The 25331-nt window shown below is 65.1% G+C and carries 25 protein-coding genes and 1 tRNA gene; 1 reads left to right on the top strand and 25 read right to left on the bottom strand.

Going from position 1 to position 25331, the window contains the following annotated elements; genetic code table 11:
- Nucleotides 1-1165: FAD-binding oxidoreductase (locus tag AABN02_RS08665; RefSeq protein ID WP_338414526.1), on the top strand; the 1165-nt coding region annotated here is incomplete at its 5' end.
- On the opposite strand, the gene AABN02_RS08660 is transcribed toward AABN02_RS08665, so the two are convergent.
- The 25 genes from AABN02_RS08660 to AABN02_RS08540 form a co-directional block, all read right to left on the bottom strand.
- Nucleotides 1146-1661 (bottom strand): DUF1178 family protein, encoded by a 516-nt coding sequence (locus tag AABN02_RS08660; protein WP_338414525.1) that lies wholly within the window; start codon nucleotides 1659-1661, stop codon nucleotides 1146-1148. The two genes, AABN02_RS08665 and AABN02_RS08660, sit on opposite strands and share 20 nt — an antisense overlap.
- Before the next feature lie 10 nt (nucleotides 1662-1671).
- Complete coding sequence (locus AABN02_RS08655; RefSeq protein WP_338414524.1) at nucleotides 1672-2295, bottom strand: NUDIX hydrolase; 624 nt, start codon at nucleotides 2293-2295, stop codon at nucleotides 1672-1674.
- A 23-nt stretch (nucleotides 2296-2318) separates the two neighbouring features.
- Nucleotides 2319-2618 carry a DUF2818 family protein gene (locus AABN02_RS08650; RefSeq protein WP_338414523.1) on the bottom strand — a complete coding sequence of 100 codons (300 nt, stop codon included), beginning with the start codon at nucleotides 2616-2618 and terminating at the stop codon, nucleotides 2319-2321.
- The gene (nuoN, locus tag AABN02_RS08645) at nucleotides 2618-4099 is read right to left on the bottom strand and encodes an NADH-quinone oxidoreductase subunit NuoN (protein WP_338414522.1); all 1482 of its coding nucleotides are present in this window, start codon (nucleotides 4097-4099) and stop codon (nucleotides 2618-2620) included. The genes AABN02_RS08650 and nuoN overlap by 1 nt, the downstream gene beginning before the upstream one ends.
- Before the next feature lie 19 nt (nucleotides 4100-4118).
- Complete coding sequence (locus tag AABN02_RS08640; protein ID WP_338414521.1) at nucleotides 4119-5591, bottom strand: NADH-quinone oxidoreductase subunit M; 1473 nt, start codon at nucleotides 5589-5591, stop codon at nucleotides 4119-4121.
- Between the two features lie 16 nt (nucleotides 5592-5607).
- Entirely contained in the window at nucleotides 5608-7632 is a 2025-nt protein-coding gene (gene nuoL / locus AABN02_RS08635) for an NADH-quinone oxidoreductase subunit L (protein ID WP_338414520.1), read from the bottom strand.
- Between the two features lie 21 nt (nucleotides 7633-7653).
- Nucleotides 7654-7959, bottom strand: coding sequence for an NADH-quinone oxidoreductase subunit NuoK (gene nuoK / locus AABN02_RS08630; RefSeq protein ID WP_338414519.1), 306 nt, complete (start codon nucleotides 7957-7959; stop codon nucleotides 7654-7656).
- The gene (locus tag AABN02_RS08625; protein WP_338414518.1) at nucleotides 7956-8612 is read right to left on the bottom strand and encodes an NADH-quinone oxidoreductase subunit J; all 657 of its coding nucleotides are present in this window, start codon (nucleotides 8610-8612) and stop codon (nucleotides 7956-7958) included. Before AABN02_RS08625 ends, nuoK begins: the two co-directional genes overlap by 4 nt.
- Before the next feature lie 84 nt (nucleotides 8613-8696).
- Complete coding sequence (nuoI, locus tag AABN02_RS08620; protein WP_310460161.1) at nucleotides 8697-9194, bottom strand: NADH-quinone oxidoreductase subunit NuoI; 498 nt, start codon at nucleotides 9192-9194, stop codon at nucleotides 8697-8699.
- A 24-nt stretch (nucleotides 9195-9218) separates the two neighbouring features.
- Nucleotides 9219-10280 (bottom strand): NADH-quinone oxidoreductase subunit NuoH, encoded by a 1062-nt coding sequence (gene nuoH / locus AABN02_RS08615; RefSeq protein ID WP_338414528.1) that lies wholly within the window; start codon nucleotides 10278-10280, stop codon nucleotides 9219-9221.
- Nucleotides 10281-10299: 19 nt separating this feature from the next.
- Nucleotides 10300-12615 carry an NADH-quinone oxidoreductase subunit NuoG gene (gene nuoG / locus AABN02_RS08610; protein WP_338414517.1) on the bottom strand — a complete coding sequence of 772 codons (2316 nt, stop codon included), beginning with the start codon at nucleotides 12613-12615 and terminating at the stop codon, nucleotides 10300-10302.
- On the bottom strand, nucleotides 12608-13960 hold the full coding sequence (nuoF, locus tag AABN02_RS08605) for an NADH-quinone oxidoreductase subunit NuoF (protein WP_338414516.1): 1353 nt from the start codon (nucleotides 13958-13960) through the stop codon (nucleotides 12608-12610). The genes nuoG and nuoF overlap by 8 nt, the downstream gene beginning before the upstream one ends.
- Before the next feature lie 20 nt (nucleotides 13961-13980).
- A complete protein-coding gene (locus tag AABN02_RS08600; protein ID WP_338414515.1) occupies nucleotides 13981-14478 on the bottom strand; it encodes an NAD(P)H-dependent oxidoreductase subunit E in 498 nt (165 codons plus the stop codon).
- Nucleotides 14479-14521: 43 nt separating this feature from the next.
- Nucleotides 14522-15775 (bottom strand): NADH-quinone oxidoreductase subunit D, encoded by a 1254-nt coding sequence (locus tag AABN02_RS08595; RefSeq protein WP_338414514.1) that lies wholly within the window; start codon nucleotides 15773-15775, stop codon nucleotides 14522-14524.
- A gap of 31 nt (nucleotides 15776-15806) precedes the next feature.
- On the bottom strand, nucleotides 15807-16406 hold the full coding sequence (locus tag AABN02_RS08590) for an NADH-quinone oxidoreductase subunit C (RefSeq protein WP_338414513.1): 600 nt from the start codon (nucleotides 16404-16406) through the stop codon (nucleotides 15807-15809).
- A gap of 15 nt (nucleotides 16407-16421) precedes the next feature.
- Complete coding sequence (locus tag AABN02_RS08585) at nucleotides 16422-16898, bottom strand: NADH-quinone oxidoreductase subunit B (protein WP_012346532.1); 477 nt, start codon at nucleotides 16896-16898, stop codon at nucleotides 16422-16424.
- A 36-nt stretch (nucleotides 16899-16934) separates the two neighbouring features.
- Entirely contained in the window at nucleotides 16935-17294 is a 360-nt protein-coding gene (locus AABN02_RS08580) for an NADH-quinone oxidoreductase subunit A (protein WP_179634863.1), read from the bottom strand.
- 170 nt (nucleotides 17295-17464) lie between these two features.
- A tRNA-Leu gene (locus AABN02_RS08575) sits at nucleotides 17465-17549 on the bottom strand.
- A 170-nt stretch (nucleotides 17550-17719) separates the two neighbouring features.
- Entirely contained in the window at nucleotides 17720-18109 is a 390-nt protein-coding gene (gene secG, locus AABN02_RS08570; RefSeq protein WP_338414512.1) for a preprotein translocase subunit SecG, read from the bottom strand.
- Between the two features lie 45 nt (nucleotides 18110-18154).
- Nucleotides 18155-18901: a triose-phosphate isomerase gene (gene tpiA / locus AABN02_RS08565; protein WP_338414511.1), complete on the bottom strand. Its 747-nt coding sequence runs from the start codon at nucleotides 18899-18901 to the stop codon at nucleotides 18155-18157.
- A 35-nt stretch (nucleotides 18902-18936) separates the two neighbouring features.
- The gene (locus tag AABN02_RS08560) at nucleotides 18937-19944 is read right to left on the bottom strand and encodes an NAD(P)H-quinone oxidoreductase (RefSeq protein WP_338414510.1); all 1008 of its coding nucleotides are present in this window, start codon (nucleotides 19942-19944) and stop codon (nucleotides 18937-18939) included.
- A 31-nt stretch (nucleotides 19945-19975) separates the two neighbouring features.
- Nucleotides 19976-22270, bottom strand: coding sequence for a polyribonucleotide nucleotidyltransferase (gene pnp / locus AABN02_RS08555; protein ID WP_338414509.1), 2295 nt, complete (start codon nucleotides 22268-22270; stop codon nucleotides 19976-19978).
- Nucleotides 22271-22459: 189 nt separating this feature from the next.
- Entirely contained in the window at nucleotides 22460-22723 is a 264-nt protein-coding gene (gene rpsO, locus AABN02_RS08550; RefSeq protein WP_338414508.1) for a 30S ribosomal protein S15, read from the bottom strand.
- A gap of 114 nt (nucleotides 22724-22837) precedes the next feature.
- Entirely contained in the window at nucleotides 22838-24007 is a 1170-nt protein-coding gene (locus tag AABN02_RS08545; RefSeq protein ID WP_338414507.1) for a pyridoxal phosphate-dependent aminotransferase, read from the bottom strand.
- Between the two features lie 38 nt (nucleotides 24008-24045).
- The gene (locus AABN02_RS08540) at nucleotides 24046-25323 is read right to left on the bottom strand and encodes a branched-chain amino acid ABC transporter substrate-binding protein (protein WP_338414506.1); all 1278 of its coding nucleotides are present in this window, start codon (nucleotides 25321-25323) and stop codon (nucleotides 24046-24048) included.
- Nucleotides 25324-25331 lie beyond the last annotated feature (8 nt).

Here is a 25331-nt window from a genome sequence, read left to right as displayed (position 1 = left end):
CCTGCGCGCGGTGCGCGAGATTGACCCGGCGAACATGACCCTCACCGCCGAGGCCGGCTGCGTGTTGCAAAGCCTGCAAGACAGCGCGCGGCAAGCCGGCTTTTTGTTTCCCCTGAGTCTGGCCGCGGAAGGCAGCTGCACCATCGGTGGCAACCTCGCCACCAACGCGGGCGGCACGCAAGTGCTGCGCTACGGCAACGCCCGCGAGCTGTGCCTCGGGCTGGAGGTGGTGACGCCGGCCGGCGAGGTCTGGGAGGGCCTGAGCGGGCTGCGCAAGGACAACACCGGCTACGACCTGCGCCACCTCTACATCGGCAGCGAGGGGACGCTGGGCGTGATCACCGCCGCGGTGCTGCGCCTGTATCCGCAGCCGGCCGCGTCGATGACCGCGCTGGCGGCGTGTGCGTCGGTGGCGCAGTGCGTGGCGCTGCTGCAGCTGGCGCAGGCCCGCGCGGCCGCATCGCTGACCGGCTTCGAGGTGATGAGCGACTGCGCGCTGTCACTGGTGCGCAAGCACTTTCCGCAGATTCCGCAGCCGCTGCCGCCCGCGGCCTGGACCGTGCTGCTGGAGGTCTCCGACGCCGAAAGCGCCGACCACGCCCGGCGCGTGTTCGAGGGGCTGCTGGAAGCCGCGCTGGAGGCCGGGGTCATCAGCGATGCGGCGGTGGCGTCCTCGGTCGCGCAGTCGCGCGCGATGTGGCACCTGCGCGAGTCGATCTCGATGGCACAGGCCGAGGAAGGCCTCAACATCAAGCACGACATCGCCCTGCCCGTCTCGCAAATCCCGGCATTCGTCGCCAGCACGGATGCTGCGCTGGAGCAGGCCTTCCCGGGGGCACGGCTGGTCAATTTCGGGCACCTCGGCGACGGCAACCTGCACTACAACGTGCAGGTGCCCGTCGGCGGTTCGCCGGCGGAATTCCTGGCCCGGCACGAACACGCAGTCAACACGCTGGTCTACGACGCCGTGCAGGCGCACGGTGGCTCCATCTCGGCCGAGCACGGCATCGGCGCGCTGAAACGGGAGGAACTGGCGCAGCGCAAGTCACCGGTCGCGCTGGCGCTGATGCGGGCGATCAAGCGGGCGCTGGATCCCGATCAGCGGATGAATCCGGGGCGGATGCTGGCGACGGAGGCCAGCAGCCTCACTGCAACGGACCCTTGAGTCCGTCGGGGATCGGCAGGTGAAAGACGTCGATGCCCTCGTCACGCAGGGCCTGCGCTTCGATGGGGGTCGTTTCGCCGCGGATGTTGCGGTGCTCGATCTCGCCGTGGTGGATGCGCCGGGCCTCCTCCGCGAAGTGCGCGCCGACGTCTTCGGTGTTGGCCAGCACATGGCGCATGGCCTGCAGCAGGATGGCCTCGGCCTGGGCGCTCTCGGGAGTCTGGGGCGCCTGCGAATGGCGTGCAGCCGCTTCAGGCCTGGATCTGGATCCCGCAACCGGGGTCGGACTGGCCGGTGCCGACGGCACGCTGGCGAGCGGTGTTCTGGCGCCGGACAGGTTCAGCCTCGGCGCGGAGGGCATCCGCAGGACCTCGGCCAGCCCGCACATCGGGCAGGTCAGCAGGCCGCGGGACTGCTGCGACTGGTAATCGTCTTCCGAGCCGAACCAGCCCTCGAAGGCATGGCCGGACGCACACTGCAGGTTGAGTACTTTCATGACCGAACGATTATCGGTCGCTGCCCCAGTCTTCGGCTGGTTTCCAGGTCAAAGCCCAGCGGCCTGCACGCCATTGCTGCAACCAGAGCAAGGCGACCATGGTCTTGGCATCGGTGACGGAGCCGTCGGCGATCCACCCCGACAGCTCGGCTTCGCTGGCAGCGAACACGTCGAGGAACTCGCCCGCATCCAGCTGCCGCTCGCCGGCCACCAGCCCGCGGGCAAACCAGACCTCGATGCGCTCGCTGGAGTAGGCAATCGCGTTGTGCAGTTCCCCCGCATAGGCCCACTCGGTCGCGCGGTAGCCGGTTTCCTCGAACAGCTCGCGCACCCCGCAGACGATGCCGGGCTCGCCCGCATCCAGCTTGCCGGCCGGGAATTCGAGGTAGGCGCGGTGCATGGGGTAGCGGTACTGCCGCTCCATCACCAGACGCCCGTCGTCCAGCACCGGCACGACCATCACGGCGCCAGGGTGGACGATGTATTCGCGGAACGAGGTGCTGCCGTCGGGCAGTGACACGTCGTCCTGGCGGACCTGCAGGAAGCGTCCGCGGTAGACCTCGCGCGACTGCACACAGGTCTCACGCAGGTGGGCGTCGCCCGTGGGCAGGCCATCCAGTTCTGGCAGGGCCATGGGTCGCTCCGTCTCTCAGTGTCTCAGTGCTTGCGGCGCAGGTGGCGCCAGACGAAGCCGGGAAAGGCCAGCGTGAGCATCACGCACGTGAGCACGGCGTAGAACTGCCAGCCCTGCGCGGCCATCTGGCCGTTGCGGCCTTCCAGCCAGCGCCCGACCCCCGTGAGGACTCCGGTGTAGAGCACCAGTTCCAGCAGGCGCCACGACACCCCTTTGCCCGCCTTGCGCGGTCCGACCGCAAAAAGTCGTTCGTTGAAGAACGGCAGATTGGCCAGCAGGGCTGCGAGCAGCAACACCAGCCAGATCGATGCGGACGGCGTCATCAGGTCGCCAGCGCCTTGACGATGGCCTGCGCACACATGGCCATCAGGCTGCCAGGCAGGATGCCGAGCAACAGCACCGCAGCGCCATTCAGCGACAGCACCGTGCGTGCACCCGTCGGGGTGACGATCGGCGAGGTGTCCGTCGGTTCGTCGAAGTACATGACCTTGACGATGCGCAGGTAGTAGAAGGCGCCGATCAGCGACATCACCACCGCGAAGATCGCCAGCTGCAGGTGCAGCGCGTCATTGGTCGAGATCAGTGCCTGCAGGACCGCCAGCTTGGCGTAGAAACCGACCATCGGCGGCACGCCGGCCAGCGAGAACATGAAGATGCCCATCACGGCCGCCAGCGTCGGGCTGCGGCGGTGCAGACCGGCCAGATCGGTGATCTCGTCCGCTTCGAAGCCGGCGCGGGCCATCAGCATGATCAGGCCGAAGGTGCCCAGCGTCGTCACCACGTAGGTGATGATGTAGAACATGGACGAGCTGTAGGCGTTGGCCGCGGACAGCGTGTTGCCGTTGACCACGCCAGCCAGCAGGCCCAGCAGCAGGAAGCCCATCTGCGCAATGGTCGAGTAGGCCAGCATGCGCTTCAGGTTGGTCTGCGCGATGGCCGCCAGATTGCCGACCAGCAGCGAGCAGACCGCCAGCACGATCAGCATCTGCTGCCAGTCCACCGCGAGTCCCAGCATGCCGTCGACCAGCAGACGCATGGTCATGCCGAAGGCCGCGATCTTCGGCGCACCGGCGATCAGCAGCGTGGCCGCCGTCGGCGCACCCTGGTAGACGTCCGGCAGCCACATGTGGAACGGGACAGCACCCAGCTTGAACGCCAGACCGGAGACGATGAACACGAGGCCGAACACCAGCACCTGGCGGTTCACTTCACCCTTGCCGATGGCGTCGAAGATCTGGCCCAGATCGATCGAGCCGGTGGCGCCGTACATCATCGACATGCCGTAGAGCAGGAAGCCCGACGCCAGCGCGCCCAGCACGAAGTACTTCATCGCCGCTTCGGTGGACTGGGCATGGTCACGGCGCAGCGCGACCAGCGAGTACAGCGACAGGCTCATCACTTCCAGGCCGAGGTACAGCGTCAGCAGGTTGTTGCCCGACACCATGATCGAGATGCCCAGCAGCGAGAACAGGCTCAGCGAGTACAGCTCGCCCTTGAGCATCTCGCGGCTGGCCGCATAGGGACGCGCATAGACGAGGGTCACGGCCACCGCGATCGTGGCGAACAGGGCCAGCAGGTGCCCCATCGGGTCGGTGATCACCATGCGGTTCATCGCATAGGCGGTCTGCCCTTCGTTGAACAGCACCCAGTGCATGCCACCAACGCCGATCAGCGTCAGCAGGGTCAGCACATGGGTCGGCGTGCGCCGGGGGTCGGTGACGAACAGGTCGGCCAGCGCGACCACGCAGGCCATCACCAGCAGGAAGATCTCGGGATACACCGCGAGCCAATTCATTGCAGTCATGGGGTGCAGCGCTCCAGGATCACAGTTTCGACACGCCGACGTGGCGGATCAGCTCGGTCACCGACACGTGCATGACGTCGGTGAAAGGCTTGGGGTACAGACCCATCGCGAGGGTGCAGATCGCCAGCACGGCCAGCAGCAGGTACTCGCGGGCGTTGATGTCAGTGAGATCGCGCACGTGGTCGTTGGCAATTTCGCCAAAGTAGACGCGCTTGATCATCCACAGCGTGTACGCGGCGCCAAAAATCAGTGCCGAAGCCGCCAGCATGCCAATCCAGAAGTTGAACTTCACGGCACCCAGGATCACCATCCACTCGCCGATGAAACCGGCCGTGCCCGGCAGGCCCGCATTGGCCATGCCGAAGAACACCGCGAATGCCGCGAACTTGGGCATGGTGTTGGCCACGCCACCGTACGACGAAATTTCACGCGAATGCACGCGGTCGTACAGCACGCCGATCGACAGGAACATCGCGCCCGACACGAAGCCGTGCGAAATCATCTGCACCAGACCGCCGGAGATGCCCAGTTCGCTGAAGAAGAAGAAGCCGAGCGTGACGAAACCCATGTGCGCGATGGACGAATACGCCACCAGCTTCTTCATGTCGGTCTGCACCATCGCGACCAGGCCGATGTAGATCACCGCGACCAGCGACAGCGTGATCAGCAGACCCGACCACTCGTGCGAAGCATCTGGGGCAATCGGCAGCGAGAAGCGCAGGAAGCCGTAGGCACCGAGCTTCAGCATGATCGCGGCCAGCACGATGGAGCCGCCCGTGGGGGCTTCGACGTGGGCGTCCGGCAACCAGGTGTGCACCGGCCACATCGGCACCTTCACCGCGAAGGCGGCGAGGAAGGCGAAGAACAGCATCGTCTGCGCACCGGCCGGCAGCGGAAGCTTGTGCCAGGTGAGGATGTCGAAACTGCCACCCGACTTGTAGTACAGGAAGATCAGCGCGAGCAGCAGCAGCAGCGAGCCGGCCAGCGTGTACAGGAAGAACTTGATGGCCGCATACACCCGCCGCGGTCCGCCCCAGATGCCGATGATGATGTACATCGGAATCAGGGTCGCTTCGAAGAAGACGTAGAACAGCATGCCGTCGGCGGCCGAGAACACGCCGACCGTCAGGCCGGACATGATCAGGAAAGCGCCGATGTACTGGTGGGCACGGTCGGTGATGACCTCCCAGCCGGCCAGCACGACGATGATCGAGATGAAGGCCGTCAGCAGCACGAACCACACCGAGATGCCGTCGACACCCAGGTGGTAGCGGATGTTGAAGCGCGGGATCCAGGCGAAGTTTTCCTGGAATTGCAGGGCCGCCGTGGTGGTGTCGAAACCGGAGATCAACGGCAGCGTGACCAGAAAGCCGATCACCGCACCGACCAGGCCGATCCAGCGGGCCGCCTGGGGTTGGTCGTCACGCCCGATCGCCAGCAGCAGCACGCCGAAGGCAATGGGAATCCAGATTGCAAGAGAGAGGTATGCCATGGTGTGTTACCTCCGCTCAGCGGTACTGCCACACGAACCACGACATCAGCGCGAAGACGCCGACGAGCATGACCAGTGCGTAGTGGTAGATGTAGCCGGTCTGGAACAGGCGCACGAGCGACCCGATCCAGCCCACCAGACGCGCGGAGCCATTGACAGCCAGGCCGTCGATGATCGTCACGTCGCCGATCTTCCACAGACCGCGGCCCAGCAGGCGGGCACCTGCAGCGAAGATGTTCTCGTTGATCCAGTCCATGTAGTACTTGTTTTCCATCACGGTCACCAGCGGTGCCAGCGTGCGGCCGAAGAAGGCCGGGACCGCCGGAACCAGCATGTAGAACACGTAGGCCGTGACCACACCCCCGACGGCCAGCCACAGCGGCAGCGTCTGCAGGGAATGGACCGCCATCGCTGCAGCCCCGTGGAAGAGGTGGGCGATTTCAGCCATCGCCGGATGGCGCGCGGCGTCCACGTAGATGGCGTCCTTCAGGAAGTCACCGTAGAGCATCGGCTGGATCGTCAGATAACCGATCACGACCGACGGAATCGCCAGCAGCAGCAGCGGCACCGTCACGACCCAGGGCGACTCGTGCGGCGTGTGGGCATGCGCATGGCCGTGGTCGTCTTCGTCGTGGTGGTCGTGCTCACCTGGGAACGGCTTGTGGTGGAAGTTTTCCTTGCCATGGAAGACGAGGAAATACATGCGGAACGAGTAGAACGCCGTGACGAACACACCGATCACGGCCGCCGCATAGGCGATCGGGGCGGCGGGCAGCGTGCTCGCGTGCAGCGCCTCGATGATCGAGTCCTTCGAGTAGAAACCCGAGAAGAACGGCGTGCCGATCAGCGCGAGCGAGCCCAGCAGCGACGTGATCCAGGTGATGGGCATGTACTTGCGCAGACCGCCCATGTTGCGGATGTCCTGGTCATGGTGCATGCCCATGATGACCGAGCCGGCACCCAGGAACAGCAGCGCCTTGAAGAACGCGTGCGTCATCAGGTGGAACACGGCGACCGAGTAGGCCGACGCGCCGAGCGCGATCGTCATGTAGCCCAGTTGCGACAGCGTCGAGTAGGCGACCACCCGCTTGATGTCGTTCTGGATGATGCCCAGGAAGCCCATGAACAGCGCCGTGATCGAACCGATGACCAGGATGAAGTTCAGCGCGGTGTCCGAGAGTTCGAACAGCGGCGACATGCGCGCCACCATGAAGATGCCGGCCGTCACCATGGTGGCGGCGTGGATCAGCGCGGAGATCGGGGTCGGGCCTTCCATCGAGTCGGGCAGCCAGACGTGCAGCGGGAACTGCGCCGACTTGCCCATCGCGCCGATGAACAGGCAGATGCAGATGACCGTGATCAGCATCCAGTCGCCACCCCAGGTGTCGTAGGGGAAGACGATCGTCGACAGCGCACCGGCCTTGGCGAAGGTCTCGGTGTAGTTCAGCGTGCCCGCGTAGGCCGCGATCAGGCCGATGCCCAGGATGAAGCCGAAGTCACCAACCCGGTTCACCAGGAAGGCCTTCATGTTGGCGAACACCGCGGTCGGCTTCTTGAACCAGAAACCGATCAGCAGGTAGGACACCAGACCCACCGCTTCCCAGCCGAAGAACAGTTGCAGGAAGTTGTTGCTCATGACGAGCATCAGCATCGAGAACGTGAACAGCGAGATGTAGGAGAAGAAGCGCTGGTAGCCCGGATCCTCTTCCATGTAGCCGATGGTGTAGATGTGCACCATCAGCGACACGAAGGTCACCACGCACATCATCATCGCCGTCAGGCCGTCGATCATGAAACCGACTTCCATCTTCATGCCGCCCAGCACCATCCACTCATAGACGGTCTGGTTGTAGCGCGCCCCTTCGAGCGCAACGGCCTTGAGGGTGATGACCGACAGGATGAAGGCGATCAGGACGCCCAGGATGGTGGCGACGTGCGAACCCGTCCGACCAATGGACTTGCCGAAGAAGCCGGCCAGCACGGCCCCCGCGAGGGGCGCGAGCGGCACAGCCAACAGCATCGATTGCGAGAGCTGAGACATTTTCTGTTGTTCCCCTTGGCGTCAGCCCTTCAGCGAGTCCAGCTCATCGACATTGATCGTGGCGCGGTTGCGGAACAGCACGACCAGAATGGCCAGGCCGATCGCAGACTCGGCCGCTGCCACCGTCAGGATGAAGAACACGAACACCTGGCCGGCCATGTCACCCAGGTAATGGGAGAAGGCCACGAAATTCAGATTGACCGCCAGCAGCATCAGCTCGATGGCCATCAGCAGCACGATCAGGTTCTTGCGGTTCAGGAAGATGCCGACCACGGAGATCGCGAACAGGATCGCGCCCAGCGTCAGATAGTGTCCGAGCGTGATCATGCTTTTCCTTTCGGGGCGGCGGCATCGACGGCGGCCGGTGCAGCCGGCACGGAGGGCAGTTCGCGCACGGCATCCATCTTCACGATGCGCAGGCGGTCGGCCTTCTTGGCCTTGACCTGCTCCGACGGGTTCTGGCCACGGACGTCCTTGCGGCGACGCAGGGTCAGCGCGATGGCGGAGATGATCGCCACCAGCAGCAGCACCGCGGCGATTTCCAGCGGATAGAGGTAGTCGGTGTACAGCTCGATGCCCAGCAGCTTGGTGTTGGGCATGCCGACGGCGCCTTCCATCTGCTTGGCGACCGGCGTGTTGAAGCCACGCTGCAGCACCCAGGCCATTTCAAGCGCGATCACCACGCCGACCAGCGCGGCCACCGGGAAGTGCGTCCAGAAACCCTGCTTCAGCGCTTCGATGTTGATGTCCAGCATCATCACGACAAACAGGAACAGCACCATGACGGCGCCGACATACACCAGCACCAGCGAAATCGCCAGGAACTCGGCATGCAGCAGCATCCAGATGCAGGAGGCGCTGAAAAAGGACAGCACCAGGAACAGCGCGGAATGCACCGGGCTGTTGGCCGTGATGACTCGGAACGCCGAGAGCAAGAGCACGGCAGAGAAGACGTAGAAGAGCGCGGTGGTCGTGTCCATGTCGTAGTCGGGTACGCGGTTGGTGCAAGCCCAGCCCCGCGGAGCAGTCATCCGGACTGCGGCCGCGAGTGTGGGCGCCTTGCCTTACCGGTACTTGGCGTCCGCCTCCTTGTTGGCTGCAATCTCTTTTTCGTAGCGATCGCCGACGGCCAGCAACATGTCCTTCGTGAAGTACAGGTCACCGCGTTTTTCGCCGTGGTATTCGAAGATGTGCGTTTCGACGATCGAATCGACCGGGCAGCTCTCTTCGCAGAAACCGCAGAAGATGCATTTGGTCAGATCGATGTCGTAGCGCGTGGTACGGCGGCTGCCGTCGGCGCGGACATCCGATTCGATGGTGATCGCCATCGCGGGACAGACGGCCTCGCACAACTTGCAGGCGATGCAGCGCTCTTCACCGTTGTCATAGCGACGCAGCGCATGCAGACCACGGAAACGCGGAGATAACGGCGTCTTTTCTTCCGGGAACTGCACAGTCACACTGCGCTGGAAGAAGTGACGCCCGGTCAGCTTCATGCCCTTGAGCAACTCAAGCAGCATGAAACTGGAGACAAAATCCTTGACACTGGCCACGGCGGACATGGTTGTTTTCCTCGCTCGCTCGGATTAGTTCCAGATGTTCCAGGGCGACTGGATCCACAGACCCACCACCACCAGCCACACCAGGGTGATCGGGATGAAGATCTTCCAGCCCAGACGCATGATCTGGTCATAGCGGTAGCGCGGGAAGGTGGCGCGTACCCACAGGAACATCGTCGCGACACAGAAGGTCTTCAGGCCCAGCCAGATCCAGCCCGGGATGAAGTCCAGCACGGTGAACGGGGTCGACCAGCCGCCGAGGAACATCAGCACCGTCAGCATCGACACCAGGATCATGTTGGCGTATTCGGCCAGGAAGAACATGGCGAACGACATGCCCGAGTACTCGATCATGTGACCGGCCACGATTTCCGCTTCGCCTTCGACCACGTCGAAGGGGTGGCGGTTGGTTTCGGCCAGACCGGAGATGAAGTACACGATGAAGATCGGGAACAGCGGCAGCCAGTTCCACGACAGCAGGGGGATGCCCATGTCGGCGAAGCGGCCCTTGGTCTGGCTCATGACGATGTCCGTCATGTTCAGGCTGCCGGCCACCATCAGCACGACGACGAAGCAGAAGCCCATCGCGATTTCATAGCTGACCATCTGGGCCGACGCGCGCATCGCACCCAGGAAGGCGTACTTCGAGTTGGAGGCCCAGCCGGCGATGATCACGCCGTAGACTTCCATCGAGGTGATCGCCATCAGGAACAGCAGGCCGGCGTTGACATTGGCCAGCGCGACTTCCGGGCCGAAGGGCACGACCGCCCAGGCCGCCAGCGCCGGCATGATGGTCATGACCGGGCCCAGGAAGAACAGGCCCTTGTTCGCGGCGGTCGGGGCGATGATCTCCTTGAAGATCAGCTTGACGGCGTCAGCGATCGGGGTCAGCAGGCCCCAGGGACCCACGCGGTTCGGGCCCGGACGGATCTGGGTCCAGCCGATGGCCTTGCGTTCCCACAGAGTCAGGTAGGCGACGCAGCCCATCAGCGGCAGCAGCACGGCCACGATCTTGAGCAGCGTCCAGACCACGGCCCAGGCGGTGGCGCCCAGCGTGGAGGCGCCGACGGTTTGCAGGGTGTCCAGCATCATCAGGTCCTTCTGCGGCTCAGGCGCGTTCGATGCTCAGGGTGCCGAAGATGGCGCCCAGGGCGGCGGTGGAGGGGTGGCCTGCGCTGACGCGGACCGTGTTGACCGCCAGCGTCGCATCCAGCGCAGCGGCCAGCACGGCACTGCCCTCGCCCTGCTTGACGCGCACCTTGGCGCCATCCTGCAAGCCAAGCTGCGTCCACAGGGCGGCGTTCAGTGCGACCAGCGGTGCGTTCGCATCCGCGGTTTCCTGCAGCGCCGGGGCGCGGCGCACGATCGAATCCGTGGCGTAGACCGGCACATTGGCGATGCGCTGCAGTCCGGCCGGGGCGACCAGGATCTGCGGCGTGGCGCTGCTGGCGTTGGACAGGCGGGCAGCGATCTTGCCGGCATCGTTCAGCCCCGCAGCCGCACGCACGTCCTCGACCGACTCCTGCGCGAAGCCGTTCAGGCCCAACAGGTTGCCCAGCACACGCAGCACCTTCCAGCCTGGACGGGTGTCGCCCAGCGGACGCACCACACCGTGGAAGCTCTGCACGCGGCCATCGGCGTTGACGAAGCTGCCACCGGTTTCGGTGAACGGCGCGATCGGCAGCATCACGTCGGCGAATTCGACATTCGCCTGGAACGGGCTGAAGGCGATGACCATCTCGGCGGCTTGAAGCGACTTGGCGGCTTGCGCTGCGTTGGCCGCGTCCAGCACCGGCTCGGTGTTGAACAGCAGGTAGGCCTTGAGCGGCTTGGCCAGCATCTGCGCCGCGTCCAGACCGCCCTGCCCCGGCTGTGCACCGACCAGTTGGGCGCCGACACCGTTGCCGGCGTCCCCCAGGTAGCCGCAGCGAGCGCCGGCTTGCTCGGCAATCCAGTTGGCGATGGCCAGCAGTTCGGCGGCTTGCGGATGGGCAGCGGCGGCATTGCCCAGCAGCACGGCCTTGCGCTCACCCGACAGCAGCGCGTTGGCAATGGCTTGCGCCTGCTCGCCCGGCATCACCGACAGCGGTGCGGTCACACCCTTGGCGGTGGCCACGGCGGCGGCGACTTCGATCAGCACCGACAGCCAGTCCGACGGCGCCGCGACGATCTCGCCAGCGACGTTCATCGCCCAGTCGTCCGACTGCGCGCCGATGCGCATCACCTTGGCGCCGCGGCGGGTCGCCTGGCGCAGACGCTGCGCGAACAGCGGGTGGTCCTTGCGCAGGAAGGAGCCGATCACCAGCGCGCGGTCCAGCGTGGACAGCTCGGCGATCGGCAGACCCAGCCAGCGCACGGAACCGGCTTCCGAACGGAAATCGGCGTGGCGCAGGCGGTGGTCGATGTTCTGGCTGCCGAGGCCGCGCATGAACTCGCCCAGCAGGAACAGCTCTTCGCTGGTGCTCATGGCCGAGGCCAGTGCACCGATCGAGGCTGCGCCGTGCTGCGTCTTGATCTGCTTCAGGCCGTTGGCGACGTATTCGAGCGCCGTGGTCCAGTCCACCGGCTTCCACTGGCCGCCCTGCTTGACCATCGGCTGCGTCAGGCGGGCGTCGCTGTTGAGTGCTTCGTAGCTGAAGCGGTCGCGGTCGGCGATCCAGCATTCGTTGACGGCGTCGTTTTCCAGCGGCACCGCGCGCAGCACCTTGTGGTTCTTGACCTGCACGATCAGGTTGGCACCCGTCGAGTCGTGCGGGCTGACGCTCTTGCGGCGCGACAGTTCCCAGGTGCGGGCGCTGTAGCGGAAGGGCTTGCTGGTCAGCGCACCGACCGGGCAGATGTCGATCATGTTGCCCGACAGCTCGGAGTCGATCGTCTGGCCGACAAAGGTCGTGATCTCGGCGTGCTCGCCACGCTGCAGCATGCCGAGTTCCATCTGGCCGGCGATTTCCTGGCCAAAACGGACACAGCGCGTGCAGTGGATGCAGCGGCTCATTTCTTCCATGGAGATCAGCGGGCCCACTTCCTTGTGGAAGACGACGCGCTTTTCTTCCTCGTAGCGCGAGGCCGACTTGCCGTAGCCCACGGCCAGATCCTGCAGCTGGCACTCGCCGCCCTGGTCGCAGATCGGGCAGTCCAGCGGGTGGTTGATGAGGAGGAACTCCATCACCGACTGCTGGGCCTTCAGCGCCTTGTCGCTCTTGGTGCGCACGATCATGCCCTGCGTCACCGGCGTGGCGCAGGCGGGCATGGGCTTGGGCGCCTTCTCGACGTCCACGAGGCACATGCGGCAGTTCGCGGCGATCGAGAGCTTCTTGTGGTAGCAGAAGTGCGGAATGTAGGTCCCCGCCGCTTCGGCAGCATGCATCACCATGCTGCCTTCGAGCACCGAAACCTTCTTGCCGTCGAGTTCGATTTCAACCATGTTCGTTCGTCCCGGCCATGCAGGTCTTGTGTTCGATGTGGTGGACAAATTCGTCGCGGAAATGCTTCAGCATCCCGCGGACCGGCATCGCTGCCGCGTCCCCCAGCGCACAGATGGTGCGGCCCATGATGTTTTCGGCCACGTTGTCGAGCAGGGCCAGATCGTCCGGACGGCCATGGCCGGTCTCGATGCGATCGACCATCTTCGACAACCAGCCAGTGCCTTCACGGCACGGCGTGCACTGGCCGCAGGACTCGTGGGCGTAGAAGTAGGACAGGCGCTGCAGGCTCTTGACCATGCAGCGGGTCTCGTCCATCACGATGACCGCGCCAGAGCCGAGCATGGAGCCGGCCTTGCTGATGGAGTCATAGTCCATCGTGCAGGCCATCATCACGTCGGCCGGCAGCACCGGCGACGAGGAGCCGCCGGGGATCACCGCCTTGAGCTTCTTGCCACCCTTGACGCCACCAGCGAGTTCCAGCAGCTTCGAGAACGGCGTGCCCATCGGGATCTCGTAGTTGCCGGGACGCTCGACGTCACCGACCATCGAGTAGATCTTGGTGCCACCGTTGTTCGGCTTGCCGCATTCCAGGTAGGCCTGACCACCGTTGCGGATGATCCAGGGCACGGCCGCGAAGGTCTCGGTGTTGTTGATCGTCGTGGGACGGCCATACAGACCGAAGCTCGCGGGGAACGGCGGCTTGAAGCGGGGCTGGCCCTTCTTGCCTTCGAGCGACTCCAGCAGCGCGGTTTCTTCGCCGCAGATGTAGGCGCCGAAGCCGTGGAAGGCGTGGAGCTGGAAGGTGTGCTTGCTGCCCAGGATGTTCGCACCGAGGTAGCCGGCGGCACGGGCCTCTTCCAGGGCCTCCTCGAAGCGCTCGTAGGCCTCGAAGATCTCACCGTGGATGTAGTTGTAGCCGACCGAGATGCCCATCGCGTAGGCGGCGATGATCATGCCTTCGATGACGATGTGCGGATTGAAGCGCAGGATCTCGCGGTCCTTGCACGTCCCCGGTTCGCCTTCGTCGGAATTGCAGACGAGGTACTTCTGCACCGGCAGCGCGCGGGGCATGAAGCTCCACTTCAGGCCGGTCGGGAAACCCGCACCACCCCGGCCGCGCAGGCCCGAGGCCTTGACGTCCGCCACCACCTGGTCCGGGGTCATGCCCTCGCCTTCGACCTGGGACAGGATCTTGCGCAGCGCCTGGTAACCACCACGCGCTTCGTAGTCCTGGAGACGCCAGTTGCTGCCATTCAGGCCGGCAAGGATCTGCGGGTCGATGTGCCGATCATGGAAACAGGTTTCGAAACCCGTTGCCTGGAATTTGGAGAGATCAAGAGTCATGTGCTTGTCCGCCCCTGGGTTCAGTTGGCCGCGGCCTTGGACTGCGCCTTGAGCGTGGCGACCAGGTCATCGAGTCGGTCGTTGCTCATGTAGCTGATCATCTGGCGGTCGTTGACCAGCATCACCGGCGCATCGGCACAAGCGCCCAGGCACTCGCACTTCTGCACGGTGAAGAGGCCGTCGGCGGTGGTGCCACCGTCTTCGACGCCGAGCTTCTCGCACAGGTAGTCCATCGCCTTCTGACCGTTGCGCAGCTGGCACGGCAGATTGGTGCAGACGTTCAGCTTGAACTGCCCGACCTTGCGCTGGTTGTACATGTTGTAGAAGGTCGTGACCTCGCGCACGGCGACCGGCGCCATGCCGAGCACGTCGGCGATGGCCTTCTCGGCTTCGGCCGGGATCCAGCCCAGCTCCTGCTGGGCGATCGACAGGCAGGCCATCACCGCCGACTGCTTCTGGTCGGCGGGGTACTTGGCAACTTCGCGCGCAAAGCGCGCCAGGGTGGCTTCACTGAACATGGAGGTGGTCGCTTCCGGAGAGCATCAGTCAATCAGCGGTCGGTCAGCGGTCGATCTCGCCGAACACGACGTCCATCGTGCCGATGATGGCCACGGCGTCCGCGATCATGTGGCCGCGCGACATCTCGTCGAGTGCGGCCAGGTGCACATAGCCGGGCGGGCGGATCTTCATGCGGTAGGGCTTGTTGGCACCGTCGCTGATCAGGTAGATGCCGAATTCGCCCTTCGGGTGCTCGACGGCGGCATAGGCCTCGCCCTCAGGCACGTGGAAGCCTTCGGTGAAGAGCTTGAAGTGGTGGATCAGCTCTTCCATCGAGGTCTTCATCTCGACGCGCGACGGCGGTGCCACCTTGTGGTTGCCGGTGATGACCGGACCAGGGTTCTTGCGCAGCCAGTCGACGCACTGCTTGATGATGCGGTTGGACTGGCGCATTTCCTCGACACGCACCAGATAGCGGTCGTAGGTATCGCCGTTGACACCCAGCGGGATGTCGAAGTCCATGCGGTCATAGACCTCGTAGGGCTGGTTCTTGCGCAGATCCCAGGCAATGCCCGAGCCACGCAGCATCGCGCCCGTGAAACCGAGGTTCAGCGCCCGCTCCGGCGACACAACGCCAATACCGACCGTGCGCTGCTTCCAGATGCGGTTGTCGGTGAGCAGGGTTTCGTACTCGTCGACCAGTGTCGGGAAACGCGTCGCGAAGTCTTCGATGAAGTCCAGCAGCGAGCCCTGGCGGTTCTCGTTCAGACGCGCCATCGCCTTGGCGTTGCGGATCTTGCTGTGCTTGTACTGGGGCATCGCGTCCGGCAGGTCGCGGTAGACGCCACCCGGCCGGAAATACGCGGCGTGCATGCGCGCACCCGACACCGCTTCGTACATGTCGAACAGGTCTTCCCGCTCGCGGAAGCAGTAGATCAGCATGTTCATCGCACCGCAGTCCATGCCGTGGCAACCCAGCCACAGCAGGTGGTTCAGCAGGCGGGTGATCTCGCTGAACAGCACACGGATGTACTGCGCGCGGATCGGCACATCGACACCCAGCAGCTTCTCGATCGCCAGGCAGTAGGCGTGCTCGTTGGACATCATCGACACGTAGTCGAGGCGGTCCATGTAGGGCAGCGACTGGATGAAGGTCTTGCTTTCGGCCAGCTTTTCGGTGGCGCGGTGCAGCAGGCCGATGTGCGGGTCGGCGCGCTGGATGACTTCGCCGTCCAGTTCCAGCACCAGACGCAGCACGCCGTGCGCGGCCGGGTGCTGCGGACCGAAGTTCAGGGTGTAGTTCTTGATTTCAGCCATGGATCAACCTCAGGTTCGGCGCTGCGCCAGCTCAGTGCAGGCCGCCATAGTTGTCTTCGCGGATGATGCGCGGGGTGATCTCGCGGGGCTCGATCGTGACCGGCTGGTAGATCACGCGCTTCTGCTCGGGGTCGTAGCGCATCTCGACGTACCCGGTGACCGGGAAGTCCTTGCGCATCGGGTGGCCGATGAAGCCGTAGTCGGTCAGGATGCGGCGCAGATCGTCGTGCCCGTCGAACACGATGCCGTACATGTCGAACGCCTCGCGCTCGAACCAGTTGGCCGAGGACCACAGTGGCGTGAGTGCGGCCACGACCGGGAAGTCGTCATCGGTCGCGAACACCTTCAGGCGCAGGCGCCAGTTCAGGCGCACGGACAGCAGATGGCTGACAACGGCGTAGCGCGGACCTTCCTGGGCGACATCGCGGTAAGCGCTGTAGTCGACGCCACAAAGGTCGATCAACTGTTCGAAGCCGAGGTCCGGATGATCGCGCAGGGTCTTGGCAGCAGCCAGGTAGTCGGCCGCCTTGACCGTGATCGTGAGTTCCCCGCGTGCACGCACCAGGCTCACGAGGCGGTCAGCCAGCACACGCTCCAGCGCGGCCTGCAGGGTATCGAGTTTCTGAGTCATGTCGGATGCACCTGCTCAGCGGGCGATGGTGTTTTCGCGTCGGATCTTGGCCTGCAGTTGCAGGATGCCGTACAGCAGCGCCTCGGCCGTGGGCGGACAGCCCGGCACATAGACATCCACCGGCACGACGCGGTCGCAACCCCGCACCACCGAATAGCTGTAGTGGTAGTAACCACCGCCATTGGCGCAGGACCCCATGCTCAGCACCCAGCGCGGCTCGGCCATCTGGTCGTAGACCTTGCGCAGGGCCGGCGCCATCTTGTTGCACAGCGTGCCGGCAACGATCATCAGATCGGACTGCCGGGGACTGGGCCGGAACAGCATGCCGAAGCGGTCGATGTCGTAGCGGGACGCGCCCGCGTGCATCATCTCGACCGCGCAGCAGGCCAGACCAAAGGTCATCGGCCAGAGCGAACCGGTCTTCGACCAGTTGATCAGGGTATCGACACTGGTCGTGACGAAACCTTCCTTGAGTACGCCTTCAATGCCCATGGTGTGCTTCCGTGGCTCTCGTGGTCTGGATCGAATTCATTCCCAATCGAGGGCGCCCTTTTTCCATTCGTACACGAATCCGACCACCAGGATGCCCAGGAAGATCATCATCGCCCAGAAACCTGTCGCCCCGATTTCACGGAGCGACACCGCCCACGGAAAGAGGAACGCAATTTCAAGGTCGAACAGAATAAAGAGAATCGCCACCAGGTAGTAGCGCACATCAAACTTCATGCGCGCATCTTCGAATGCTTCGAAGCCGCACTCGTAGGGGGAGTTCTTGGCAGGATCCGGACGGTGCGGACCCAGCAACGCGCCCAGCAACTGGGGCGCAACGCCGACACCGACACCGACAAGAATGAACAGAATGACGGGGAGGTATTGTTCCAGATTCATGTCAGTCGCCTTGTCAGCCTCTCATGCGGCAAAAATAAAGCGCGCTGCCCGGAAAAACACTGAAGTGCTCAACCGCGTGCCTAGCGCGCCCACCTGTTCCCTGCGCCTATGTATTGCCAGGGCGCCGAATCAAACCTCTTGGGAGAATCTGATTCACATGTCATTTTGTATGGTGCCGACGGCGAGACTCGAACTCGCACAGCTTTCGCCACTACCCCCTCAAGATAGCGTGTCTACCAATTTCACCACGTCGGCACGTGCAAACCATCATTCTACAACCAGCGCCCCCACTACAGCTTTGTAGCTGGGCCGTATTTAGACCCCGTTTACGCTGGCTCGCTGCAGGTAAGCCCTTGCAGCACAGCCTTGAATTCTAATGCCAATGAGGGTTTGCCTCAAGTACCCAGCCTGATTTTTCGCTCGCTTCAGCGCGAAGCCGGTGCAGAAGCGGCGGCGGCAGACGCCGCAGGAGCTGCCACCAGACCCGGAATCTGGGCCGCAACCGGCCCACTGGCCGCCACAGGCGCAGGAGCCGCCGCACGGTCCAGGATGCTGCCGCCAGAGCCGCCAGCGCTACGCAGGTTGCCGAAGTAGGCCAGCGCCAAGGTGCAGACAAAAAACAACGTTGCAGCCACTGCCGTCGAGCGGGACAGGAAGTTGGCGCTGCCCGTCGCACCAAACAGGCTACCCGAGGAACCCCCACCAAAGGCGGCCCCCATGTCTGCACCCTTGCCGTGCTGCATGAGCACCAGGCCAATCATGACAACCGCCGTCACCAGCTGCAGCAGCAGCACCAGATTCAACATCACTTGCATTGGGAAAAACTCCGTAGGAACTCGACTGGACCGACCTGCAGCGGCTCAGCTCGCGGCGCGGGCCACGGCGACGAAATCCGCCGCCTTGAGCGCTGCGCCGCCGATCAGGCCGCCATCGATGTCGGTCTGGGAAAAGAGAATCGCGGCGTTGTCAGGCTTGACGCTGCCGCCGTACAGCAACTTCATCTCACTAGCCCGCGGCGTCGCGGCGGCCAGTTGGGCACGCAGCACGGCGTGCACGGCCTGCGCCTGCTCCGGCGATGCAGTCCGGCCCGTGCCGATGGCCCACACCGGCTCGTAGGCCACGACCACTTCGCCGATGCACTGCCCCAGCGTGTGGATGACGGCGGACAGCTGACGCTTCACGACCGCCTCGGTCTCGCCGGCTTCGCGCTGCTCCAGCGTCTCGCCGACACACACGATCGGGGTGATGCCATTGGCGAGGGCCGCCTTGGCCTTGTCGGCCACCAGCTGGTCGGATTCACCATGGTAGGCACGGCGCTCCGAGTGCCCGACGATGGCGTAGCGGCAGCCGAACTCGGCCAGCATCGTCGCCGACACCTCGCCGGTGTAGGCCCCTTGCGCCTGGGCGGAACAGTCCTGCGAACCCCAGGCCACGCTGCTGTTGGACAGCGTCACTGCCACTTCGGACAGATAGGGAAACGGTACGCACACCGCCACCTCGGCCACGAAGGGACGGGCAGCCAGGATGCCTTGCAGCAGCTCGGCGTTCGCCGCGTGGCTGCCGTGCATCTTCCAGTTGCCTACCACCAGCTTGTGACGTGTCGTCATGATGAATGCTCTTCGATCAAGTTGAAAAATGAGGTTCAGATACCAGCCGCCTCGGGCGTCCAGCGCAGCACGATCTTGCCGACATGCTGGTTGGACTCCATCAGCGCGTGGGCTTGTGCGGCCGATGCGGCGGGCAGCACGCTGTACAGGACCGGACGAATCTGGCCAGAAGCGATCAGCGGCCAGACCCGCTCGCGCAAGGCACAGGCCACCGCGCCCTTGAAGTCCACGGAACGCGGACGCAGGGTCGAGCCGGTGATGGTCAGGCGACGCCGCAGCACGAGGCCGGCATCGAACTGCGCCTTCACGCCACCCTGCACGGCGATCACGACCAGCCGACCGTCCTCGGCGAGCGCCGACACTTCGCGTGCGATGTAGTCGCCGGCCACCATGTCGAGAATGACGTCGACACCGCGCCCTGCGGTGAGACGGCGCGCCTCTTCGGCGAAATCGGCCGTGCGGTAATTGATGGCGTGGTCCGCCCCCAGGTCCAGGCAAGCCTGGCACTTGGCGTCGCTGCCGGCCGTGGCGATCACCGTCGCGCCGAGCGCCTTGGCCATCTGGATGGCCGTGACACCGATGCCGCTCGTGCCACCCTGGATGAGCAGGGTTTCGTCCGCCTGCAGTCCCGCACGCATGAAAACGTTGGACCACACGGTGAAGCAGGTCTCAGGCAGGCTGGCGGCCTCGATGTCGCTCAGGCCGTCCGGCACCGGCAGGCACTGCACCGCCGGCGTCACGCACAACTCGGCGTAGCCACCACCCGGTGTCAGCGCGCAGACACGCTGCCCGACCGACAGACCGACCGCGGCCATCGCCTCGGCATCCCCGGCCACGATGACCCCGGCCACTTCCAGTCCCGGCAAATCCGACGCGCCCGGCGGCGGCGGGTAGGCGCCCATCCGCTGCAGCACGTCCGGGCGGTTGATGCCGCTGGCGGTGACGCGGATCAGCACCTCGCCAGGCCCCGGCACCGGGTCCGCGCGGTCGACCAGCGTCAGCACGTCCGGGGCACCCGGGCGAGAGATTTCAATGGCTTTCATGCGCGGACTCCTCCGGACGGACAGACAGGGATCAGGACTGCGACGGCTCCGAACCAGCGTCCGGTGCAGCCACAGGAGCGGACGCTTCCGGCGCGGCAGCGGACTGCTCGCTGCGCGGCGGGCGCTCGCTGCGCTCACGGCGCGGACCACGGTCACCGCGGTCACCACGGTCGTTGCGGTCACCGAACTCGCGGCGCGGCGCACGCTCGAAGCGCTCTTCTTCCATGCCTTCCGGACGCTCCAGCAGCGCCTTCATCGACAGCTTGATGCGGCCCTTCTCGTCCGTCTCCAGCACCTTGACCTTGACGATCTGGCCTTCGGTCAGGAAGTCGGTGACCTTCTCGACACGCTGGTGGGCGATCTGGCTGATGTGCAGCAGGCCATCCTTGCCCGGCAGCACGTTGACCAGCGCACCGAAGTCCAGGATCTTGACGACCGGACCTTCGTAGACCTTGCCGATTTCGGCTTCGGCGGTGATGTCGGCGATGCGCTTCTTGGCGACGTCGGCCTTGGCGCTGTCGGTCGAGGCGATCGTGATCGTGCCGTCTTCGTCGATGTTGATCTGGCAGCCGGTCTCTTCACACAGACCGCGGATGACGGAGCCACCCTTGCCGATGACGTCACGGATCTTTTCCGGGTTGATCTTCATCGTGTACAGGCGCGGCGCGAAGTCCGACACCTCGGTGTTGGCACCCGCCACCACGTCGGTCATCTTGCCCAGGATGTGCAGACGCGCTTCCTTGGCCTGCGCCAGCGCGACCTGCATGATTTCCTTGGTGATGCCCTGGATCTTGATGTCCATCTGCAGGGCGGTCACGCCGGTGGTCGTGCCCGCGACCTTGAAGTCCATGTCGCCGAGGTGGTCCTCGTCACCCAGGATGTCGGTCAGCACGGCGAAGCGGTTGCCATCCTTGATCAGGCCCATGGCGATGCCGGCGACGTGCGCCTTCATCGGCACGCCGGCGTCCATCAGCGCCAGACAGCCGCCGCAGACGGAGGCCATCGACGAGGAGCCGTTGGACTCGGTGATCTCGGAGACGACACGGATCGTGTAGGCGAAGTCTTCGCGGTTCGGCAGCAGCGGCACCAGGGCGCGCTTGGCCAGACGGCCGTGGCCGGTTTCGCGGCGCTTGGGCGTGCCCATGCGACCCGCTTCACCGGTGGCGAAGGGGGGCATGTTGTAGTGGAACAGGAAGGTGTCGCGGAAATCGCCCGCCAGCGCGTCGATGCGCTGCGCGTCCTGGTCGGTGCCGAGGGTGGCGACGACGAGGGCCTGCGTCTCGCCGCGGGTGAACAGCGCCGAGCCGTGGGTGCGCGGCAGCACGCCGGTGCGGATCTCGATCGGGCGCACGGTGCGGGTGTCGCGGCCATCGATGCGCGGCTCGCCGGCGAGGATCTGGCCGCGAACGGTCTTGGCTTCGATCTCGAACAGCAGGTTGTCGATTTCGACACCGTCGAACTCGATGCCATCGGCCTTCAGCGCGGCCTTGACTTCAGCGAAAGCCGTGCGGCAGGCGTCGGTGCGGGCTTGCTTCGAGCGGATCTGGTAAGCCGCTTCGATCTTGGCCTGACCGAATTCAGCGACCTTGGCGATCAGCGGCTCGTTCTTGGCCGGGGCTTGCCACGTCCATTCCGGCTTGCCGGCGTCACGGACCAGTTCGTTGATCGCGGCGATGGCGACCTTGGCCTGCTCGTGGCCGTACACAATGCCGCCCAGCATCACTTCTTCGGTGAGCTGCTGCGCTTCGGATTCGACCATCAGCACAGCGGCTTCGGTGCCCGCGACCACCAGGTCGAGCTGCGAGGCCTTGAGCTGCGTCGGGCCCGGGTTCAGGACGTATTCACCGTTGATGTAACCCACGCGGGCCGCACCCACCGGGCCGTTGAACGGGATGCCGGAGATGGCCAGCGCAGCGGACGAGCCGATCAGCGCGGCGATGTCGGCCGAGGCTTCCGGGTTCAGCGACAGGACGTGGATCACGACCTGGACTTCGTTGTAGAAGCCTTCCGGGAACAGCGGGCGCAGCGGGCGGTCGATCAGGCGGCTGGTCAGCACTTCCAGTTCGCTCGGCTTGGCTTCGCGCTTGAAGAAGCTGCCCGGGATCTTGCCGGCGGCGTAGGTCTTCTCGATGTAGTCGACCGTCAGCGGGAAGAAGTCCTGGCCCGGCTTGGCTTCCTTGCGGGCGACCACGGTGGCGAGCACCACGGTGTCGTCCATGTTGACGATGACGGCGCCGCTGGCTTGCCGGGCGATTTCGCCGGTTTCCAGGGTGACGGTGTGCTGACCCCATTGGAAGGTCTTGGTGACTTTGTTGAACAGGCTCATGGAATGCTCTCTTCTGGATTTTCTGGTAGGTGGCCGGTCACCGCGGCGGGATGCCATTCCATCCGGACCCGGCACCCGCACAGCAGGTTCGGATCGGGATGGAATGACACAGCAGCGCCCACGCGTGGCCGTAAAAACAAAGAGCCTGTGCTGGAGGGTCCAGACAGGCTCTTCACATGCATGCAGCGATTACTTGCGCAGGCCCAGCTTCTGGATCAGCGAGGTGTAACGGTCAGCGTCACGGTCCTTCAGGTAGTCCAGCAGCTTGCGGCGGCGGCTGACCATGCGCAGCAGACCGCGACGACCGTGGTGGTCCTTCTTGTGGGTCTTGAAGTGCGGGGTCAGGTGGTTGATGCGGGCGGTCAGCAGGGCAACCTGGACTTCCGGCGATCCGGTGTCGGCGACGCCGCGGGCGTTGGCGGCAACGACTTCTGCCTTGTTGATGTCGGACATGTCAAATTTCCTTCGGTTTCGAGGTTCACTTGCGGCCGTGGGGGAAACCGCCCCGCGCCGTGCACGCGCCGATGCGCGCCTCTTCGCCACCAGAAACAGCAACGAAGCCGGCGATTATAGCGCCAAGGCGCGCGCCAGCCTCTCCACCCCCTGAAGCAGCCGCTGCGGCTGGCGCGAGGCAAAGCACCAGCGCAGCCAGCCCTCAGCCTCGTCACCGAAGGCGGTGCCCGGTGCCAGTCCAAGACCGTGGTCGGTCACCAGCCGCTTGGCGAGCGAGAGTGCATCGCGCTCGCCATCGATCCGCAGGAAGGCGTACATCGCGCCGGGCGGCGTGGCCACCTCGACCCGCGGCACGGTCCGCAGCGCGCCGACCAGGGTGTCGCGGCACACGCGCAGCCGCGCCTGCAAGGCCGGCACCGACACCGGCGCATCCGCCAGCGCCGCCAGCCCCGCGCGCTGCACGAACACCGGCGTGCACGAGGTGTTGAACTCGATCAGCTTGCCGAGTTGCGCGATCAGCGCGGCCGGCGCGACCAGATTGCCCAGCCGCCACCCCGTCATCAGGAAGGACTTCGAGAAGCTGTGCACCACGACCAACCGGTCCTCCGGATCGGCCAGATCGAGAAAACTCGGCGCGCAGACCACCTGCCCGGGCCGGGGCACGGCGTCCGGGTAATACAGGCGCTCGTAGACCTCGTCCGACACGATCCAGGTGCCCGTGCGGCGACAGTGGTCGAGGATGACCTGCTGCTCGGCGCGGGCCAGCGTCCAGCCGGTTGGGTTGTTCGGCGCGTTGAGCACCAGCACCCGCGTGGCCGGCGTCACCGCCGCCAGCAACTCGTCCAGATCGAGCCGCCACGCACCCGCTTCGGCGCGCAGGCTCACCCGGCGCACACGGGCGCCCATGATCGCGGGCTGCGCCGTCAGGTTCGGCCAGACCGGGACGACCACGACCACCTCGTCGCCCGGATCGACCAGCGCCTGCTGCGCCAGCATCAGCGCACTCACGCCCGACGAAGTCACCGCGATGCGCTCCACGCCCACCGGCCGGTGCAGCGCCGAGATGTAGCCCGACAGCGCCTCGCGCAGCGCTGGCAAACCCAGGTTGTGGGCATAGAAGGTCTCGCCCGCCTCGATCGAGGTCACGGCGGCGTTGCGCACGCCCATGGGCGTGATTTCGTCGCTTTCACCGAACCAGAAGGCCAGCACATCGCTGCGGCCCAGGCCGGCATTGGCCACTTCACGGATGCGAGAAGCCGGCAGATCGGCAATCACCTGGCGCATGGAAACCCCACTGTGGACACGGAGCAGATCCGCAAGGATCAGAGGGGCGTCATCTTGCACGAATGCGGCTGCGCCGTCTGCTCGGCGGTGAGGTAACGGACGGTGCGGAAGCCGTAGCCGGAGCCTTCGACATCGAAGCGCACGCCCTCGGTGCCGGCCTTCTGCATCGTGCTGACGTAGAGCGGCTGCAGGAACTGGTGGTCCCCGGCGCGCATCTGACCGGCGCCCAGACCACCCAGCGCCTTGCCATCGAAGCGCGCACCGGACAGCGCCTTGGCCACCGCCGTGGCCTCGGTGCCGTGCGCGCGCTCCATCGCCTGCGCGAGCATCTCGACCATGGCCTGCATCCGCACATGCAGATAGTCGTCCTCGGGCTTGGGGAAGCGCTGGTGGAAGCTGGTCACGAGCGCGTCGGACGCCTTGCCCCCCGCGTTGGGATGCCACTCGGCCACAGCCACCACACGCCCCACGCCAGCATCGCCCAGCGCGCCCGGCACGCCCAGCGCGTTGCCGTAGAAGGTGTAGAACTTGCCCTCGAAACCGACATCGCGCGCTGCCTTGACCAGCAGCGTCAGGTCGTTGCCCCAATTGCCGGTGACCACCGCCTGCGCACCACTGGCCTTGATCTTGGTCGCGTAGGGCAGGAAGTCCTTGACGCGCCCGACCGGATGCAGCTCTTCGCCGACGACCTGGATGTCCGGGCGCTTGGCCGCGATCATCGCCCTGCCCTGGCGCACGACGTGCTGGCCGAAGCTGTAGTCCTGGCCGATCAGGTAGACGCGCTTGACCGCGGTGTCCTGCTGCAGCACGTCGGTGAGCGCGGCCAGGCGCATGTCGGCATGGGCATCGAAGCGGAAGTGCCACGGACTGCACTTCTCGTTGGTCAGCGAGGGCTCGACGGCGGAGTAATTCAGGAACAGCGCGCGGCGCTGGGGTTCGCGGTCGTTGTGCTTGTGGAGGGCGTCGATCAGCGCGGCGGCGGTGGCGGAGCTGTTGCCCTGCAACACCACGCCGATCTGCTGGTCGACCGCGCTCTTCAGCATGGTCAGCGCTTCTTCGGTGTTGCCCTTGCTGTCCAGGCGCACCAGTTCGAGCGGACGATGGCCACCGGGCAGCTTGACGCCACCGCGGGCATTCACCCGCTCGATCGCCCAGGTGAGGTTGCGCGCCACGGCTTCGCCGGCATTGGCAAACGGGCCGGACAGGCCTTCGATGAGGCCGAGCCGGATCGGATCGGCCGCCTGGGCCGCCGACGCACCCAGCGCCAGCGCGCTCGACAAGGCCAGGGAAGAAAGGGAGAACGGGATTTTTTTCATGGATTTTG

Origin of the sequence: uncultured Sphaerotilus sp., assembly GCF_963924895.1 — a bacterium.
GTDB lineage: Bacteria > Pseudomonadota > Gammaproteobacteria > Burkholderiales > Burkholderiaceae_C > Sphaerotilus.
This window is presented reverse-complemented; position numbering and strand designations above follow the sequence as displayed.